Annotated in this window: 15 protein-coding genes; 7 read left to right on the top strand and 8 right to left on the bottom strand. The window is 64.5% G+C overall.

Annotated elements, in window-relative coordinates:
• Positions 1 to 107: 107 nt before the first annotated feature.
• From kdpB to gloB, 6 genes are all read right to left on the bottom strand, one after another.
• Positions 108 to 2,159: a potassium-transporting ATPase subunit KdpB gene (gene kdpB, locus QM672_RS03905; RefSeq protein ID WP_415080753.1), complete on the bottom strand. Its 2,052-nt coding sequence runs from the start codon at positions 2,157 to 2,159 to the stop codon at positions 108 to 110.
• A 12-nt stretch (positions 2,160 to 2,171) separates the two neighbouring features.
• On the bottom strand, positions 2,172 to 3,881 hold the full coding sequence (kdpA, locus tag QM672_RS03910) for a potassium-transporting ATPase subunit KdpA (RefSeq protein ID WP_415080755.1): 1,710 nt from the start codon (positions 3,879 to 3,881) through the stop codon (positions 2,172 to 2,174).
• A 196-nt stretch (positions 3,882 to 4,077) separates the two neighbouring features.
• On the bottom strand, positions 4,078 to 4,176 hold the full coding sequence (kdpF, locus tag QM672_RS03915; protein WP_195826137.1) for a K(+)-transporting ATPase subunit F: 99 nt from the start codon (positions 4,174 to 4,176) through the stop codon (positions 4,078 to 4,080).
• A 201-nt stretch (positions 4,177 to 4,377) separates the two neighbouring features.
• Complete coding sequence (locus QM672_RS03920) at positions 4,378 to 4,812, bottom strand: hypothetical protein (protein WP_415080758.1); 435 nt, start codon at positions 4,810 to 4,812, stop codon at positions 4,378 to 4,380.
• Entirely contained in the window at positions 4,809 to 5,234 is a 426-nt protein-coding gene (locus tag QM672_RS03925; protein WP_311937452.1) for a cupin domain-containing protein, read from the bottom strand. The genes QM672_RS03920 and QM672_RS03925 overlap by 4 nt, the downstream gene beginning before the upstream one ends.
• Positions 5,235 to 5,263: 29 nt before the next feature.
• Positions 5,264 to 6,031, bottom strand: coding sequence for a hydroxyacylglutathione hydrolase (gloB, locus tag QM672_RS03930; protein WP_367624865.1), 768 nt, complete (start codon positions 6,029 to 6,031; stop codon positions 5,264 to 5,266).
• Positions 6,032 to 6,145: 114 nt separating this feature from the next.
• Between gloB and QM672_RS03935 the strand changes: the two genes are divergently transcribed.
• From QM672_RS03935 to QM672_RS03945, 3 genes are all read left to right on the top strand, one after another.
• Positions 6,146 to 7,633: an HAL/PAL/TAL family ammonia-lyase gene (locus QM672_RS03935; protein WP_415080760.1), complete on the top strand. Its 1,488-nt coding sequence runs from the start codon at positions 6,146 to 6,148 to the stop codon at positions 7,631 to 7,633.
• Positions 7,634 to 7,698: 65 nt separating this feature from the next.
• Positions 7,699 to 9,570: a hypothetical protein gene (locus QM672_RS03940; protein WP_415080762.1), complete on the top strand. Its 1,872-nt coding sequence runs from the start codon at positions 7,699 to 7,701 to the stop codon at positions 9,568 to 9,570.
• Positions 9,571 to 9,605: 35 nt separating this feature from the next.
• Entirely contained in the window at positions 9,606 to 10,460 is an 855-nt protein-coding gene (locus QM672_RS03945) for an amidohydrolase family protein (protein WP_311937441.1), read from the top strand.
• A 197-nt stretch (positions 10,461 to 10,657) separates the two neighbouring features.
• On the opposite strand, the gene QM672_RS03950 is transcribed toward QM672_RS03945, so the two are convergent.
• Entirely contained in the window at positions 10,658 to 12,112 is a 1,455-nt protein-coding gene (locus QM672_RS03950) for a M48 family metalloprotease (RefSeq protein ID WP_311937438.1), read from the bottom strand.
• Between the two features lie 22 nt (positions 12,113 to 12,134).
• On the bottom strand, positions 12,135 to 12,863 hold the full coding sequence (locus tag QM672_RS03955; protein ID WP_367624862.1) for a thermonuclease family protein: 729 nt from the start codon (positions 12,861 to 12,863) through the stop codon (positions 12,135 to 12,137).
• Between the two features lie 170 nt (positions 12,864 to 13,033).
• Here QM672_RS03955 and QM672_RS03960 point away from each other — a divergent pair, with 170 nt between their 5' ends.
• The 4 genes from QM672_RS03960 (at position 13,034) to QM672_RS03975 (ending at position 17,832) form a co-directional block, all read left to right on the top strand.
• Positions 13,034 to 13,372, top strand: coding sequence for a P-II family nitrogen regulator (locus QM672_RS03960; protein WP_068293571.1), 339 nt, complete (start codon positions 13,034 to 13,036; stop codon positions 13,370 to 13,372).
• Positions 13,373 to 13,419: 47 nt separating this feature from the next.
• A complete protein-coding gene (locus QM672_RS03965; protein WP_311937432.1) occupies positions 13,420 to 14,733 on the top strand; it encodes an ammonium transporter in 1,314 nt (437 codons plus the stop codon).
• A gap of 349 nt (positions 14,734 to 15,082) precedes the next feature.
• Entirely contained in the window at positions 15,083 to 16,654 is a 1,572-nt protein-coding gene (locus QM672_RS03970) for an ABC transporter substrate-binding protein (protein ID WP_311937430.1), read from the top strand.
• A gap of 227 nt (positions 16,655 to 16,881) precedes the next feature.
• Positions 16,882 to 17,832, top strand: coding sequence for an ABC transporter permease (locus QM672_RS03975; protein WP_311937427.1), 951 nt, complete (start codon positions 16,882 to 16,884; stop codon positions 17,830 to 17,832).
• Positions 17,833 to 17,838 lie beyond the last annotated feature (6 nt).

Raw genomic sequence — 17,838 nt, forward strand, 5'->3', positions numbered from 1 at the left:
AAGGCCGGGGTGGGGTGGGAAACACATCGGTGGGCTGGCGTTGCGCTGCCACCCCACCCCGACGCTGACGCGTCGACCCTCCCCCTCCAGGGGAGGGTGTGTTGCCGTCACGCCAGGTGCAGGGCGGCGATGACGAGGTCGATCAGCTTGATGCCGATGAACGGCACCAGCAGCCCGCCGAGACCGTAGACCAGGAGGTTGCGCCTGAGCAGCGCGGCCGCGCCGACCGGCCGGTAAGAGACGCCCTTGAGGGCCAGCGGGATCAGGGCGACGATGATCAGGGCGTTGAAGATCACCGCCGAGAGGATGGCCGACTGGGGCGAGGCCAGGTTCATGACATTCAGGGCGCCGAGTTCGGGATAGGTCGCGATGAACAAAGCCGGGATGATGGCGAAATATTTGGCGACGTCATTGGCGATCGAGAAGGTGGTGAGCGAGCCGCGCGTCATCAGCAATTGCTTGCCGATGCCGACGATCTCGATCAGCTTGGTGGGGCTGGAGTCCAGGTCCACCATGTTGCCCGCTTCGCGCGCCGCCTGGGTGCCGGTCTGCATGGCGACGCCGACATCGGCCTGGGCCAGCGCCGGGGCGTCGTTGGTGCCGTCGCCGCACATGGCGATCAAGCGGCCGCCCGTCTGTTCCTTGCGGATATAGGCGAGCTTTTCTTCCGGTGTCGCCTCGGCCAGGAAGTCGTCGACGCCGGCCTCGGAGGCGATTGCGGCGGCGGTGATCGGGTTGTCGCCCGTCACCATCACGGTGCGGATGCCCATCGAACGCAGTTCGGCGAAGCGCTCCTTGATGCCGGGCTTCACCACGTCCTTGAGGTGGACGACGCCGAGGACGCGGCTGCCGTCGGTGACGCCGAGCGGGGTGCCGCCCGTGCGGGCGACCTTTTCGACCGCCTGCCGAAAGGCTGCGGGGGCGGCCTCCAGCGTGGTGCCGGCGAACTTCACGATCGCATCGACCGCGCCCTTGCGGATGGAGCGGCCGTCGATGTCGATGCCCGACAGGCGGGTCTGGGCGGCAAAGGCGATGGTGGTGATCGCCTTGCAGGTCAGGTCCGGCTGGGCCAGGCCATATTCGCCCTGGGCGAGTGCGATAATGGAACGCCCCTCGGGCGTCTCGTCGGCGAGGCTGGCCAGCAGCACGGCCTCGGCCAGGTCCTGTTCGCTGACGCCGGGTACCGGCAGGAACTCGGTCGCCATGCGGTTGCCGAAGGTGATGGTACCGGTCTTGTCGAGCAGCAGGGTGTCGACGTCGCCGGCGGCCTCGACCGCGCGGCCGGAGGTCGCCACCACGTTGAAGCGGATCAGGCGATCCATGCCGGCGATGCCGATGGCCGAAAGCAGGCCGCCGATGGTGGTGGGGATGAGGGTGACCAACAGTGCTACCAGCACGGTGATGGAGAGCAGCGTGCCGGAATAGCCGGCAAGGCCCCACAGCGTGACCACGGCGATCAGGAAGATCAGCGTCATGCCCGACAGCAGGATCGACAGGGCGATCTCGTTGGGGGTCTTCTGGCGCTCGGCGCCCTCGACCAGCGCGATCATGCGATCGATGAAGGAGGAGCCGGGCTGGGTGGTGATGCGCACCTTGATCCAGTCCGACAGCACCTGCGTGCCGCCGGTGACGGCGGAGCGATCGCCGCCGGATTCGCGGATCACCGGGGCGGATTCACCGGTGATGGCGCTTTCGTTCACCGAGGCGACGCCCTCGATCACCTCGCCGTCGCCGGGAATGAGGTCACCGGCTTCGACGATGACGATGTCGCCGACCACGAGCTTGGTGGCGTCGATCACCTGGAAGTTTCCCAAGGCAGCCGCGGCCGAAGGCATGCGCTTGGCCTTGAGGTCGGACTTGGTGCGCTTGAGGCTCTCGGCCTGCGCCTTGCCGCGCCCTTCGGCCACGGCTTCGGCGAAGGTGGCGAACAGTACGGTGAACCACAGCCACGCAGCGATCTGCGCGCTGAAGCCGATGCCGGCGCCTGTAAAGGCGTCACGCAAGCTGAGCACGGTGACCAGGGCAGCCACGACCTCGGTGACGAAGATCACCGGATTGCGGACGAGGAGTCTCGGGTCGAGCTTGACGAAGGCATCCTTGATGGCGGGCAGCAGGATGGCCGCGTCGAACATGGAGGGGAAGGTTGGTTTGGATGACATGATAGCCATTCCTCAAAAAGTCTTGCCGGCGAGCATGACGAAGTGCTCGACGATCGGCCCCAGCGCGAGCGCGGGGAAAAATTGCAGGCCGCCGACGATCAGGATGACGCCGACCAGAAGGCCGACGAACAACGGCGTGTGGGTGGGGAACGTGCCGGCCGAGGCGGGAACCCTGGTCTTGGCGGCCAGGGAGCCGGCAATCGCCATCACCGGCACGACATAGGCAAAGCGTCCGAGCAGCATGGCGATGCCGAGCGTGGCATTGAACCAGGGCGTGTTGGCCGACAGGCTGCCGAAGGCCGAGCCATTGTTGGCTGTCGTCGACGTATAGGCGTAGAGCAGTTCCGAGAGGCCGTGCGGACCGGCATTGCCGAGCTGCGACAGGGCGAAGGGCGCCATGGCCGAGATCGCGGTGAAGCCGAGGATCGCGGTGGGCAGGATCAGGATCGCCAGCACGGCGAATTTCATCTCGCGCGACTCGATCTTCTTGCCGAGGAGTTCCGGCGTGCGGCCGACCATCAGGCCGGCGATGAACACGCTAAGGATGGCGAAGACGATCATGCCGTAGAGGCCGGAGCCGACGCCGCCGGGCAGGACTTCGCCGAGCTGCATCAGGAACATCGGAATGAGGCCGCCGAGCGGGGTCAGCGAGGAATGCATGGCGTTGACGGCGCCGCAGGACAAGCCCGTGGTGACGGCCACGAAGACGGCGGTCATGGCCTGGCCGAAGCGGATCTCCTTGCCTTCCATGTTGCCGAGGTCCCCGTCGAGGCCGAGATGCGCCAGGATCGGATTGCCTGCCGTTTCGGACCAGTACACCACGGCCACACCGGCGATCAGAAGGACGCCCATGGCCGACAGCAGGGCCCAGCCCTGGCGGCGGGAGCCGACCATCTGCCCGAAGGCGTAGACCAAGGCCGCCGATATCGACAGCATCGAGAAGATCGACAGGAAGTTGGCCAGTGCGGTGGGGTTTTCGAAAGGATGGGCCGAATTGACGTTGAAGAAGCCGCCACCATTGGTGCCGAGCTGCTTGATCGCCTCCTGGCTCGCCATCGGCCCCATGGCGATGGTCTGCTTGGCGCCTTCCAGCGTGGTGGCGTCGACACCGGCCTGCAGCGTCTGCGGGATGCCCATGGCGACGAAGGCCAGCGCCACGACGATGGCGATCGGCAGCAGCACATAGAGAGTAGAGCGGGTGAGATCGACCCAGAAATTGCCGAGAGTCGTGCCGCCCGAGCGCATGAAGGCGCGAGTCAGGGCGAGGGCAAGGGCAATGCCGGTGGCGGCCGAGACGAAATTATGCACGGTAAGACCGGCCATCTGGCTGAAATGGCTCATGGTGCTTTCGCCGGCATAGTTCTGCCAGTTGGTGTTGGTGACGAAGCTTATCGCCGTATTGAAAGCCAGATCCGGCGCCACATTGCCGAAACCCTGCGGATTGAGCGGCAGATAAGCCTGCAGCCGCAGGATCGCGTAGAGCGAGGCAAAGCCCGCCGCACTGAAGAACAGCATGGCCAGCGTATAGGCAAGCCAACCCTGTTCCCGGGCGGGATCGATACCGGATAATTTGTAGAAACCCTTCTCGACCGGGGCCAGCACGGGCGTGAGGAAGGTTCTCTCACCGGTGAAGACACGGGCCATGTAGGCACCCAGTGGCTTCACCGCTACGAGCACCAGAGCGAACAGAAGGATGATCTGAAGCCATCCGTTCAAGGACATGGAAATTCTCCAAAACAACGCGAGCCCCGCCGATCCTCAGGGGAGATCGTCCCTTGGGGGATTGGCGTGGAGCCCGAAAAAGCGAGAATGAGCAGGGAGCGGGACCGTTTCCCGATGAGCCGGTCCCGCGCCCCGTCACGCGCCATCGCACCGGTGCGGGGGCAGCCGGCGTGGGAGGGCGGTGAAGCCGTGGAACTCAGAAGCGTTCGGGGCGCACCAGCGTGAAGACGAGATAGGCGCCGAGCAGGACGGCCACGAGGAGGCCGAGGAGGGGATCGAACATGATGCGCCTCACAGCCTGTCGAGGACGCGGGCATAAAGGACCATCAGCAACAGGCCACCGAGCCCCAGCGCCATATAGGCAAGATCTAGCATGACAAACTCCAACCCGATTGGGCATGGGTGTGGTTTGCCACCAAAGGGCGTCAGGGTTCGATTCCGATTATCGAGCCCGGGCGTAAGGAAAGTGTAAGGATTGGGGGCGGCGCCGACGACGTCAGAGTGTCCCCGGAGTCCATTTCAGATCGATGATCTTCCAAGCGTCGTAGAATCGCTCGTCAAAGCGAAGAGCATCCTTGCGCGCGAGACACCGCGTGGCGGCGCGAAGGACGTTGGCCCCGACCGTGGCGCTTGTGGCAGCAACCAATTCAGGTCGTCGCGCAAGCGTGCTGTCGCGATTGAAGAAAATACGCACGGTTGCCCATTGGGTGCCGGATTGCCCGATCGCGGGTGCCACACAGGGGCGCATGGCACGGGTCAAGATCTCCTGCATTTGCATGATCTGCGCAGGGGCGATCCTCGCTCTATCTGCCCGTGCTGCTGCCCCAGGGATCGCGAAGCAGGCAATGAGGGTCAGCCCAACCGCGACCGAGCGCAGGCCCGCGCCTTTCCAGATCAGGTTCGTACATGGCAAATTGCGTCGCAGGATCACTGTCCCGGCGCCCAATCAGGCAACGCCAGTTCGAAGCCTTCGAAGCGGAAGCCGGGGGCAACCGTACAGCCCACCAGAGTCCAGTCGCCGAGGCTGCGAGCCGCCTGCCACACGCCCGTCGGTACCACGCCCTGCGGCCGTTGGCCTGCGGCGAAATCGGTGCCGAGGATCAGGCGCTTGGTGGCAATTCCATCCGCCGAGAGGTCGAGGGCCAGCGGCGCGCCGGCATGGAAATGCCAGATCTCGGCGGCGTCGACCCGATGCCAATGCGAACGTTCGCCGGCCTGGAGCAGGTAATAGATCGCGGTCGAGGCCGACCGGTCGCCGTGAAGGGCGCTGTCTTCGAACGTGCGGACATAGTGGCCGCCCTCGGGGTGGGGCTGCATGTCGAGGAGGGCGATGATCTCGGCGGCGGTCTTCATGATCATTTCCATTGTGTCGAAGAGGGTATTCAGAACCGGTTCTTGCGCTCGCGCAGTTCGGTGAACACGGCGACGGGATCGGCCCCGGCCAGCCCGACGGCCTTGGCGACGCCGGGATCGTCGGCGCGCAGGAACGGATTTTCCTGCTTTTCGGCGCCCAGCAGCACCGGCAGGGTGAAGCGGTGGGCGCCGCGCTGGGCCTCGACCTCGGCGGCGCGCCTGGCCAGAGCCTGGTTGGCGGGATCGACCGTGAGGGCGAAGCGGGCATTGGCAAGCGTGTATTCATGCCCGCAATAGAGCTGCGTATCGTCGGGCAAGGCTCGCAATTTCAGCAGGGACTGCCACATGTCGGCCGGCGAGCCCTCGAACAGCCGGCCGCAGCCCAGCGAGAACAGGGTGTCGGCGGCAAACAGCAGCTTCTGCTCCCGGAACCAGTAGGCGATATGGCCCACCGTGTGGCCCGGGGTGTCGATGATCTCGGCCACGAGCGAGCCGACATTGACGGTGCCGCCCTCCACGACGGTTTCGTCGACGGCCGGGATGCGGTGGGCATCGGCTTTCGCTGCGACCACCCGGCAGCCATAGGAGGTCTTCAACGCCTCGATGCCCTCGACATGGTCGGCGTGATGATGGGTGACCAGGATGTCGGTCAGCCGCCAGCCACGTCGTTCGAGGGCGGCTTCGATCGCTTCGGCCTCCGGTGCGTCGATGGCCGCGGTGCGTCCGGTCGCCTCGTCATGAAGCAGCACGCCGAAATTGTCGCTCCGGCACAAGAACAGTTCGATCAGCGCGCTCATTCTCATCCTCGCGGCATGCACATTTATTTGGAGATGCGTCCCCTTCTATGCGATTGGCGGTGCGAGGTCACGCAAACGATGGCGCGGGCCGACAGTGATGAGGGAACCCTGAAAATGTCCGGCGGAACTGTGGTGATCGGCGATGCGCCCCTGACCATCGATGCGCTCACCGCCATCGCCCGCGAGCGTTGCCATGTGATCCTGTCGCCGGCCGCCCGCGAACGCATCGGTGCGGCGCGCTCGGTGATCGAGCAGGCCATTGCCGAAAACAAGCCGGTCTATGGCCTGACCACCGGGCTTGGCGCGGGCGTCGACACCCGGCTTTCCGCCGACGATCTTGCCGCCTTCCAGCGCCGCGTTGCCTTTGCCCGCGCGGTCGGGGTGGGTGATGAAATGCCGGTCGCCGAGGTCAGGGCCATGATGGCGGCGCGTATCGCCGGCATGAGCGTCGGCCAGACCGGCGTGTCGCTCACGGTCGTGGAAGCGCTGGCCGCGGCCCTCAATGCCGGATTTCATCCCATCGTGCCGACGATCGGTTCGATCGGCGCCGCCGATCTCGCACCGCTTGCCCATATGGCCCTGGCACTGCTCGGCGAAAGCGAAGCCGACTATCGCGGCGAACGCCTGTCCGGTGCCGAGGCGCTGCGGCGGGCCGGGCTGCAGCCGGTGCCGATCGGACCGAAGGACGGGCATGCCCTGGTGGTGGCCAATGCGGCCTCCACCGGCCGCGGCGCCCTGGCGCTCGCCGAAGCGCGCCTGGCGCTCGATACGCTCGACCGCGCCGCGGCCCTGTCGATGGAAGCCTTCGGCGCCAATATCACTCCCCTGTCCGAGGCGGTGAACGCGGCCCGTCCGGCCCCGGGCCAGCGCGAGGCAGCCCGCGCGATCTATGCCCTGCTGGCCGGCGGCCCGCTCGGCGACAACAAGGCGAGCCGGCGGGTTCAGGATCCGCTCTCCTTCCGTTGTGTCGCACCGGTGCACGGTGCCGCGCGCATCGCCTTTGCCGAGGCGGAGGCGATGGTGCTGCTCGAACTCAACCATTCCGGCGACAATCCGGTGATCGTCGAGGGGCAGCTGGTTTCCAACGGCAATTTCGACATGACCGGCTTTACCCTGCGCTTCGAGGCGCTCTCGCAGGCGCTCTCCCATGTGGCGACGATCTCAGCCCAGCGCGCCTTGAAGCTGATGTCGCCCGTCTATTCCGACCAGCCGCGTTTCCTCACCCCGATGGGGCAGAGCCGCACCGGCTTCGCCACGCTGCAGAAGGCGATCGGTGCCCTGGAGGGCGAGATCCGGGCGCGGGCCCAGCCGGCGACCCTGGCCTTGCTGCATGCCGCCGACGGTGTCGAGGACCATGCCGCCAACGCGCCGGCGGCGGTGACCAAGCTCGGAGAAAGCGCGTCGCGGGTGCTGGTGCTGGCGGCCTGCGAGATGGTGGTGGCGGCGCAGAGCATCGACCTGCGCGGTACGGTTGCGCTGGGAGAGGGGACTGCGCGCATCCGCGATTTCGTGCGTGCCCATGTCGAGCGCCTGGAAGAGGATCGCCCGAGCGGCCCCGACGTCTCCCGCCTGGCGGAGGCAATCAGGGCGCGGGGGTGGTGAGGCTTTACGTATCGTTACGCCTACGATAGCTCTTCGAGGCACAGTCAAGTCCTTGAAAGTTGCCCATGTCCTGGTTGCGCCGCTGGTTCGAACGTAAGCCCGTCCGAGCCGTCCCCGTGCGGGACGAGCCCGACGAAGTCGAGGAATCCTCCGGTTGTAGCCATGATCAGGCCGAGATCGAGCAGCGGATCGGCACGCCGGACTTCGATCTCTTCGTCGCCGAGGGCGAATTGGAGATCGGCGGAAATCTGAAACACGGTGCGCATCATCTTGCCTGTCTGTTGCTGATCGATCCGAGCCGGCCCGATTGGCGCCAGTTGGCAGATCGCTATGTGGCGAAGGCCGGCAGTCGGCTCGACCGGCTCATCCCCGAAACCGCCGAGCGCTATGCGGCGACGGAAGCCTTGCGTGCCTATTTCTGGCACGCCCAGGGACGTGTAGAGGAAGCACTCCGGCACCTCGTCGGCGTTACCGAGGCGATGCATGATAAACGCTATCTCGATGCATGGGCGCATGAATGGCTGGCAGTCTCCGGCGCAGTCGAGGCGCTGCCGCCCGATCTCATTCTGAGGCTGCTGGGCTATGTCGTGACGAGGGCGCCAGAGCCTCACAAGGCATCGTTGCCGCAGTTGCGTATGGCCGAGCGCTGGGCGGATCTTGCTTGCCGTGCTCTGCCGGGGGAATTGTCCGGATTGCAGGCCATGTTCAAGGCGGGGTTGTTGCGCAAGGCTGCCCGCTATGAAGAGGCGCTCGTGGCTGTCGGGCCGTTGGCGCAAAGCGATGAAAATCAGGCGATGGCGCGCGGCTTGGTCCTGCGCCGGCTGAACCGTCCCGAGGAATCGCAGGAGGCCTTCGCCCGTGCCATCGAGCTTTCGCCGGGCAATGAGAGTCCTTTTCTGGAAGTTGGTGATACCTGGTTCGATCTTGCCCAGTGGCAGCATGCCCTGACCTGGTATGAAGGTGCGCTCGCCGTTGAGGCTGACCAACCCTGGGCGAAGGCCTCAGCTGCGTTTTGCCACTGGAAGCTGGAAGGAGGCGAGGCCCGCTACCAGCAGTTCATTGAACTAGCCAGGGAGGGGAACGGCAGAGCGAGGCAGATCTGGTACGCCCATTTCGACGCCTTGCCGCAATTCCATGATGCCACCGCCAATTGCTGGCGTCAGATGCGCTCTGATCTTGCGAAGGCAGCGCCGGGCCGGCCGGAGGGCGACCGGTTCGAATTCAAACTGGGGCTTTCGGCTCTGGAGGCTCCGAGCAATCGGCTGGCCATCGCGCTGGATTGTACCGCCGCCGGCAAAGCCCCGGCGATGGAGATCAGCGTCGATGCGATTCCTAGCCCGGATCCTCGTGTTCCTCTTACCACGGTCGACTACCTCCTATGGCGTTACGACGGTACAACGCCATTTGCTGCCGTTGATCCGCCTCGCGAGGCGATCTCGGAGCGCATCGCCGCGATGGCGCGCAAGCGCTATTCGATGGAGGCCAATTGCGCCGAGGCCAGCTTCGCCGCCGCCGAATTAGGCGTGGAAGCAATAGGGGATCTGCTCGCCGTTATGCTCCATCCGCCGGCCGTGCCGGAGGACGATCAGGCCTTGGCGTGGGTGCCTCGCATCCAATTGACGGCGGCTCTCGTCCTGGCGCAGATCGACCAGGGGTGGGACATATCGGAGCGGCGCAAGGCGTTGTATTCGATGTTGTTCGGGCCTTCCGACTGGATTACCGGAGCGGCCATTCGTGCCCTGGCCTGGATTGCGCAGACAGAGCAGGCACATGCCATGGATATCCACGAGCAGTTCCTTTTCCTGGAGCGGCAAATACCGGATATGGGAGGTTGCTGCTGGGCTGACATACTCTATGACCAATGGCGACATCTGCCCTTTCAGTCCGACGCTGAACGAGAACGATATGAGAAACGGCTGCAGGAACTGAGCGAATAGCAGTTTCGCGGCGGCGCGCCTCCACGGAGATCCCCATGCTCGACTACCCCATCATCGACAGCCATGTTCATCTGCTCGATCCGGCGCGCCTGGGCTATGCCTGGGCCGAGGGCATCACAGGCCTGCGCTCGAAGGCGGTGCCGGCGGATGTGTTCGCTGCGGCCAGACCCGTCGAGATCGAACGTTTCGTCTTCGTGGAAGTCGATGTCGATGCTGGCCAGCATCTCGACGAAGCCGCCTGGGTCAGCGAGCTTGCGGCGGCCGAGCCTCGGCTCGGCGCCATGGTCGCGAGCCTGCCGCTCGAAAAAGGGGCGGCGGTCGAGGCGGATCTCGATCGCCTGCGCGAGCACAAGCCGCTGCGTGGCATCAGGCGATTGATCCAGGGCCAGGCCGATCCGGAATTCTGCCTGCAGCCCGGTTTTCTGGCCGGCCTCAAGCTGCTGGCCCGCCACGATCTCTCCTTCGACATCTGCATCCTGCATCACCAACTGCCGAACGCGGTCCGCATGGTGCAGCAATGCCCGGACGTCCGATTCGTGCTCGACCATATCGGCAAGCCGGCGATCAAGGCGGGCGAAATGGAGCCCTGGCGCGCCGATATGAAGCGGCTCGCTGCCTTGCCCAACGTGCATTGCAAGATCTCGGGCGTATGCACCGAGGCCGATCACCGCAGCTGGACGCGCCAGGAGATCACGCCCTATGTCGAGCATGCCCTGGAAAGCTTCGGTTTCGAGCGCGTGATGTTCGGCTCGGACTGGCACGTGCTGGAATTGGCGGGGACCTATCCCGACTGGGTGCATGTCGTCGACGAGATCACGCATGACTGCTCGCCGTCGGAACGGCGCAAGCTGTTCAGGGACAATGCCGCGGCGTTCTATCGGCTGAGGTGAGGAGGCCGAGGATGGCGTTCTGTCGGGCGGCACCCCTCATCCCCCTGCCGGGACCTTCTCCCGCAAGGAGAGAAGGAATTTGATTGGGATGGGCCGCAAAATCTTGCATGCGGCCAGACCGCGCCCCTTGCCAAATGGAGCCCCTTCTCCCCTTGCGGGAGAAGGTGGCGGCAGCCGGATGAGGGGTGGACCGCCCTCTACTGCGTGACGACCTTGACGCGGTCGCCCGGCCTGAGCGGGCTGGTTTCGTCAAAGCCGTTCAACACCAGGAAGCGCTCGAGCTGGTCCTGGGGGCCGGCCATGCGGGCTGCCAGGGACTGCAGCGTGTCACCCGAGCGCACGGTGATGATGTCGATATGCTCGGGCCGCACGTTGCGCAGCTCGTCCGGCGTCATTCGCCGGAAGCTGTTGGCGGTTTCCTGGAACAGGGCGTCGGTGGCGGGGTTGAGGTCGCGGGCCGCCAGGATCAGGCGGTAGACGTCGCTGCCGAAGCGGATGGCATAGAGGCGGAAGCTCCAGTCCGTGCCACGGGCGAGGGCGGTTGCCGCCTCGTTGCCGTTGATGCGCAGGGTGGAGACGGAGGAGGTGTCCACGCCGCTGATCCAGCCGGAGGCAAGATAGTCGGAAAGCGACTGGCCGTCCTTGGTCTTGACCGTGTCGAGGCGCAGCGCACGGCCGTTGCCGTCGACGCCGAGAATGGCCTGCGGCGTGTTGTCGAGGGTGAAATTGGGGGGCGCGGTGAAGGTGAAGGCCAGGCGAGGCTGCCAGAAGATGCGGCCCTGCACATAACCCTGCGCGGGATCCTCGCCATAGGTGATGCCGTCGATCACCGACAGATAGCGGAACTTGTCATGCTCGCCCGAGCCGGGAGCGCCATATTGGGCAGCTTCGGTGTTGGCCTTGGCGATACGTTCGGGCGTGGAGGGATGGGTCGACAGGAAGTCCGGCGTCGCCTGGCGCGAACGCGCCTCCACCTGCCGGCGCATCGAGGTCAGGAAACGCGCGGCGCCATAGGGATCGAAGCCGGCCTTGGCGATCGTGCGAATGCCGATCTCGTCGGCATTCAGCTCCTGCTGGCGCGAAAAGCTCGCCAGGCTGTTCTGGCTCGAGGAGACCAGGCCGGGATTGTGCACCATGCTCGCCACCTTGGAGACGACCAGGGATTGGCGCTCGCGATCGGCACGCGCGGCAGCGTGGCGCGCCGAGACATGCGCCATCTCATGGGCGATCACGGCCGCGATTTCGGCATCGTCATTGGCCAGCGCGAGCAGGCCGCGCGTCACGTAGAGCCGGCCGGAGGGCAGGGCGAAGGCGTTGATCGACGAGGCGTTCAGCACCGTCAGCTTGTAGGGAATGTCGGGCCGGTCGGACTGGGCGGCAAGACGCTGGACGAGATCGTCGAGATAGCGTTCCAGGGCGGCGTTGCGATAGGCGCCGCCATAGGAAGCGAGAACGCGGGCGCTTTCGCGGTCCTCCGCATTGGGGGGAGCGATGACACGCGGGGCTTCGGCCGGAAGGGCTGCGGGCGTGGCGCGCGGAAGATCGCCCGCCTGGTCGTTGTCGCCCACGGTGGCGCAAGACGACAGGCCGAGCGCAAGCGCCAGGGCGCAAGCCCTCCGCCAGTTCGGTTGTCTCGCCGCGCCCCCCAGCATCTCGCTCAGCTTCCCACTCCTCCTACGGCGACACCGGTGCGACCTGTTCGATCGCCGCCGGCTCGGTAATTTCGATGCGGGGCCCGTCGCGCATCGTCACGACGCCACGAGCCCTGACATAGCTGCCCTCGAGAGCGGCAGCGGTGTGACCGGTTGCCTCGAAACGTGGCCATTGTTTGGCGGGTATCGCCAAAGTCACGTCTTCGCGCCAGATTTTGCCGAAATCGATCCACACGGTCGTCTTCGTCACTCCAACATGCAGCACGCGTCCCGCCACGATGGCGAAGCCATCGGCGTGTCGGGCAACGGCCTCAGGAGTCGCCGCATCGGCGACTGCATAGCCCGGTTCGGCCCAGAGGCCAAGCCGAGCCCGGCGGGCATTGTCTTCTGCAGTCATTAATTCTGTGTAACACACATCTTCCCCAACGGAAGGCCGAATGCGCGCCAAGCCGCGGGCTGCGAGATCGGCCGCCAGATCGCGGCCTTCGAAATAGAGCGCTCCGCGCCATGCGCCGTGCCTGTCGGGCGTGGCCGGGCCCACCAGGGTCGCAGTGGCATCGGCAAGATCGGGCAGCCTCAGCGAGGAAAGATCCACGCCCGCAAGCCTTATCCTGCGGCCGTCCGCGAGCAGGAGGTGGCCCTGTTCGTCCTTGCCGGCAATCGTCACATTCTCGCCTGCTTCCGCCGGGACGGCGCACGGATCAGCGAACGCCTTGTGCACGTTGCTCGAAAATATCGCAACGACGGCCATTGTGCCTAATATTTGCGCAACCCTTGGCAAGCGAGTGGTCCTTACATTGGGCAGAGGTAATTTTTATCGTGATTTTTCATGATCTTAGCATGGCGTTTGGCAGTTGGCACGCGGCTTGAAAGAGGATGTCTGACGCCAAATTGCAAAACGCCTTAAGGGGATAGAGCAGCATGAAAATAGTGATGGCCATCATCAAGCCGTTCAAGCTCGAGGAGGTGCGCGATGCCCTCACGGGTCTGGGCGTGCACGGTCTGACCGTGACCGAGGTGAAGGGGTATGGCCGCCAGAAAGGGCATACCGAGATCTACCGCGGCGCCGAATATGCCGTGAGTTTTCTGCCCAAGCTGAAGATCGAGGTCGCGGTGCCCAGCGAGCTGGTCGCCAAGGTGATCGATGCGATCACGGCGGCCGCCAAGACCGGCCAGATCGGCGACGGCAAAATTTTCGTCATGCCGATCGAAACTGCGGTGCGCATCCGCACCGGCGAGCGCGACGGCGACGCGCTCTAGGTCTGCCGCTGATGCCCTCGACTCCCATGAGACAGGATCCTTTCCCGATGACTTCCCTCCGTTTCCTCAAATCCGCCGTCATGGCCCTCATGGGCGCCGGGCTGCTTGCGGGCCCCGCTCTCGCCCAGACCGCAGCGCCGCCGCCCACCCTGAACTCGGGCGACACGGCCTGGATGCTGGTGTCCTGCGCGCTGGTGCTGATGATGATCGCACCGGGCCTCGGCCTGTTCTATGGCGGCCTGGTGCGCGCCAAGAACATGCTCTCCATCCTCATGCAGGTGCTGATCGTCGCCTCGGTGGTGATGGTGATCTGGGTCTTCTACGGCTACACCCTCGCCTTCAGCGACGGCGGTCCCCTCTTCGGCGGCTTCTCCAAGGCCTTCCTCGCCGGCATTACCAAGGACACGCTGAGCGGCACCATTCCTGAATATGTGTTCGTCTGCTTCCAGATGACCTTCGCGGCGATCACGCCCGCCCTCATCGTCGGCGCTTTCGCCGAGCGCATGAAGTTCTCGGCTGTGGTGCTGTTCTGTCTGCTCTGGGTCACCTTCATCTACATCCCGGTCGCCCATTCGGTGTGGCAGTCGACGGGCTGGCTGTTCAAGCTGGGCGCCTTCGATTTCGCCGGCGGTACCGTCGTGCACATCAATGCCGGTGTCGCCGGCCTGGTGGGCTGCCTGATGATCGGCAAGCGCACCGGCTTCGGCAAGGAGCAGATGCCGCCCCATTCGCTCACTCTGTCCTGGGTCGGTGCCGGCATGCTGTGGGTCGGCTGGTTCGGCTTCAACGCCGGTTCGGCCCTCTCGGCCGGCGCCAGCGCGGGCCTGGCCATGATGACCACCTTCGTCGCCACGGCGGGCGCTATCCTGGGCTGGTCGCTGGTCGAATGGTTCACCCATGGCAAGCCCTCGATGCTGGGTGCGGTCTCGGGTGCGGTCGCCGGCCTGGTGGCGGTGACGCCCGCTGCCGGCTTCGTCGGCCCGGCCGGCGCCATCGCGCTTGGCTTCATCGCCGGTATCGTCTGCTTCTTCTTCGTGACGACCGTGAAGAATGCCTTCGGCTATGACGACAGCCTCGACGTCTTCGGCGTGCATGGCATCGGCGGTATCCTCGGCGCTCTCGGCACCGGCGTGCTGGCATCGCCGTCGCTGGGTGGCGTCGGCTATGCCGATGGCGTGACGATGGGCGCCCAGCTCTGGGTGCAGGTCGAGGCGGTTGCCTTCACCATCGTGATGACGGGCGTGGGTTCGGCGATTCTGTTCAAGCTGGTCGATCTCGTCGTCGGCCTGCGTGTCGACCGCCAGACGGAGGCCGAAGGCCTCGATATCGTCGAACATGGTGAACGCGCCTATCACAGCTGACGTGATGGCATACGCAAGATCCGATCCCCGGCCGCATGGCCGGGGGTTTTCTGTTTATGGGCGGATGGATCCGATATCATCCGTTGTCGCTCGCGCCGGGCGAGATCCTTTTTGGCCGAAATTGACGAAAATTAGGCCTGCTGATTGAAAATTGGCCTTTACCCGACGTTCAAATTCGCAAATCGAGCCTGATTTGGGTTTCATGAAAATGAAAGAACGTCGCCCTGCTGTCATTTGATGTCGTTTGTAGGTCTCTTGCACAGCGGCTTGCAGGACACGATAGTGGGCAGGTCGAACGCTCGGGCAACGAGCGCAAATTCCATACAGGCGAGCCGCAGGGAACATTGACATGACGGGTAAGAACTTTACGCAGGGATCGGGCCTGATCCTCGACCGCCGCGAATTGATGAAGAGCGCTGCTGCGCTCGGTTTGAGCCTTGGTGGCCTGGGCGCGCTCGGCGGCTCGGCCCTGGCGGCTGATACCCCCAAGAAGGGCGGCACCTTGAAGCTGGGCATGGAGGGCGGTTCGGCCTCCGACAGTCTCGATCCTCGCACCTATGCCGATTCCGTGCCGATTTCCTACGGCTACCAGATCTGCAACGGGTTCGTCGAAATCGGCGATGACGGACTGCCCAAGGGCGAGTTGTTCGAAAGCTGGGAATACAAGCCCGGCGCCAAGGAATGGATCTTCAACATCCGCAAGGACGTGACGTTCCACAATGGCAAGACGCTCGATGCCGATGATGCGATCTATTCGATCAACCTGCATCGCGGCGACACCAAGTCCGCCGCCAAGGATCTGCTGAGCTCGATCACCGACGTCAAGAAGCTCAGCGCCAACCAGATCCAGATCACCTTGTCCGAGGGCAATCTCGACCTGCCCTACAACCTTTCCGATTATCACGTCCTGTGCGTGCCCAACGGCTATAGTGACTTCTCCAAGCTGGTCGGCACCGGTGCCTACAAGCTCGAAGTGTTCGAGCCCGGCGTGCGCGTGGTCACCAAGAACACCGGCAATTACTGGAAGCCTGGACGCGGCAATTTCGATGGCATCGAACTGCAATACATCCAGGACCAGGCGTCGCGCCTGCAGGCCCTGATTTCCGGCCAGGTCGACGCCATCAACCGTCTCGATGCCAAGACCATGGACATCGTGACCTCCTCGCCCGACGTGAGCGTGGTGCAGAGCAAGGGCACGGGCAACCGCTTCGCCTTCGTGGCGCTGTGCGACACCGATCCCTATACCAATGCCGACCTGCGCTGGGCGCTCAAATATGGCATGGACCGCAAGAAGATCGTCGACACCGTCTACCAGGGCTATGCCACCGTCGGCAACGACACCACCATCAGCCCGTCGCACAAATACTATGCCAAGGACGTGCCGCAGACGCCCTACGATCCGGAGAAAGCCGCCTTCCACTACAAGAAGGCCGGCAGCCCCAAGCTGGAACTCAAGGTTTCGGAAGGCGCTTATAACGGCGCAACCGACGCTGGCTTGCTCTACCAGGAAGCCATGAAGCAGGCGGGCATCGACCTGACCGTCACGCGCGTTTCGGGCGATGGCTACTGGTCGAATATCTGGCTGAAGGAACCCTTCTGCGCAGTCTACTGGGGCGGGCGCCCCAACATCGATCTGCAGCTGTCGCAGACCTTCCTGTCCACCGCCAATTGGAACGACACCCATTGGAAGCGGCCGGAATTCGACAAGCTCTTGATCTCCGCCCGCGTCGAGACCGACGATGCCAAGCGCGCGCAGATCTACTCGGAATGCCAGAAGATGATCCACGACGATGGCGGCATGGTCTGCTACGCGGTCGGCGATTATCTCGACGCCTACTCCAAGAAGATCATGGGGACGGCTCCGCATCCGCGCTACGACATGTGCGACCAGCGTGTCGCCGAAAAGGGCTGGTTCGCCTGAGAGCTCTGGAGCCGGGGGCGTTTGGCGACAAACGCTGCTTCGCCCCTGCTCCTTGTTTCGACGTGTCCTTGCGAATCCTGGCCTAGCCGCCAGATCGCAGGGCGTGTCGGGGGCGACGCGCGTGAGGCGCCTCGCTCTTTTCCTTTCATACTGCAGAGGGACGGGCGCGTGCGGGGGGAACTGCAGCGTGCCCGGCCTCCGTCGGCAACAGGTCGAAAGGGCACATTGTGGGACGTCTTATCGGTTGGCGCATCGTCCAGGGGGTGGCGACGCTCTTCGCCATCTCCCTCATCTTGTTTATTCTAACCCTCAACCTGCAGGGAAATGCGGCGGATGCCGTGCTCGGCCAGGCCGCAACGGCGGAAACCAAAGCCGCCTTCGAACGCAGCATTGGCCTCGATGTGCCGGCCTGGCAGCGCTATCTGAGCTGGCTGTGGAACATCATCACCCATTTTGATTTCGGCCGGTCCTATACCAACCAGAACGTCATCGTGAACGATCTGTGGCCGCGTTTCACCAACACGCTGTTCCTGGCTTGCTATGCTGCCGTGATCGCCGTGCCGCTCGCGGTCATCACCGGCATCACCTGCGCCATCACCGAGGGACGTCTGGCTGACCGGGCCGCCAACGTGCTGGCGCTGATCGCCATCTCGCTGCCGGAGTTCTTCATCGGCGGCGTGCTGATCCTGCTCTTCGCCGGTTATTGGCGCTGGTTCCCGCCGTTGGCGGCCGTCAACCCAGACATGGGTTTCTTTACGCGCCTCTACGTGACTTTCCTGCCGGCGGTGGCGCTGACCTGCCTGGTCACCGCGCATATGATGCGCATGACGCGCAATTCGGTGCTGTCGATCATGTCGACGCCCTATGTCGAAATGGGCTTCCTCAAGGGCCTGACGCGGGCCCGCGTCGTCACCAAGCATGCGCTGCCGAACGCGGCCTCGCCGATCATCTCGGTGGTGGCCCTGAACATCGCCTATCTGGTGGTCGGCGTGGTCGTCATCGAGAAGGTGTTCACCTATCCTGGCGTCGGCCAGTACATGATCGACGCGGTGACCAAGCGCGACGTGCCGGCGATCCTGGCCTGCGGCATCCTGTTTGCGGCCGTGTTCATCATCCTCAATACGATTGCCGACGTGCTGGCGATCATCCTCAATCCGCGTCTGCGGCATCCCCGGTAGAGAGGG

It is taken from the genome of Labrys sp. (in: a-proteobacteria) (assembly GCF_047605565.1).
GTDB classification, from domain to species: Bacteria; Pseudomonadota; Alphaproteobacteria; order Rhizobiales; family Labraceae; genus Labrys; species Labrys neptuniae.

What these genes read in the sequence shown, in the direction of transcription:
- kdpB (WP_415080753.1), bottom strand. Translation starts at nt 2,159, where the DNA reads ATGTCATCCAAACCAACCTTCCCCTCCATGTTCGACGCGGCCATCCTG.
- QM672_RS03950 (WP_311937438.1), bottom strand. Translation starts at nt 12,112, where the DNA reads ATGCTGGGGGGCGCGGCGAGACAACCGAACTGGCGGAGGGCTTGCGCC.
- gloB (WP_367624865.1), bottom strand. Translation starts at nt 6,031, where the DNA reads ATGAGCGCGCTGATCGAACTGTTCTTGTGCCGGAGCGACAATTTCGGC.
- QM672_RS03970 (WP_311937430.1), top strand. Translation starts at nt 15,083, where the DNA reads ATGACGGGTAAGAACTTTACGCAGGGATCGGGCCTGATCCTCGACCGC.
- QM672_RS03940 (WP_415080762.1), top strand. Translation starts at nt 7,699, where the DNA reads ATGTCCTGGTTGCGCCGCTGGTTCGAACGTAAGCCCGTCCGAGCCGTC.
- QM672_RS03955 (WP_367624862.1), bottom strand. Translation starts at nt 12,863, where the DNA reads ATGGCCGTCGTTGCGATATTTTCGAGCAACGTGCACAAGGCGTTCGCT.
- kdpA (WP_415080755.1), bottom strand. Translation starts at nt 3,881, where the DNA reads ATGTCCTTGAACGGATGGCTTCAGATCATCCTTCTGTTCGCTCTGGTG.
- QM672_RS03960 (WP_068293571.1), top strand. Translation starts at nt 13,034, where the DNA reads ATGAAAATAGTGATGGCCATCATCAAGCCGTTCAAGCTCGAGGAGGTG.
- QM672_RS03935 (WP_415080760.1), top strand. Translation starts at nt 6,146, where the DNA reads ATGTCCGGCGGAACTGTGGTGATCGGCGATGCGCCCCTGACCATCGAT.
- QM672_RS03945 (WP_311937441.1), top strand. Translation starts at nt 9,606, where the DNA reads ATGCTCGACTACCCCATCATCGACAGCCATGTTCATCTGCTCGATCCG.
- QM672_RS03925 (WP_311937452.1), bottom strand. Translation starts at nt 5,234, where the DNA reads ATGAAGACCGCCGCCGAGATCATCGCCCTCCTCGACATGCAGCCCCAC.
- QM672_RS03965 (WP_311937432.1), top strand. Translation starts at nt 13,420, where the DNA reads ATGACTTCCCTCCGTTTCCTCAAATCCGCCGTCATGGCCCTCATGGGC.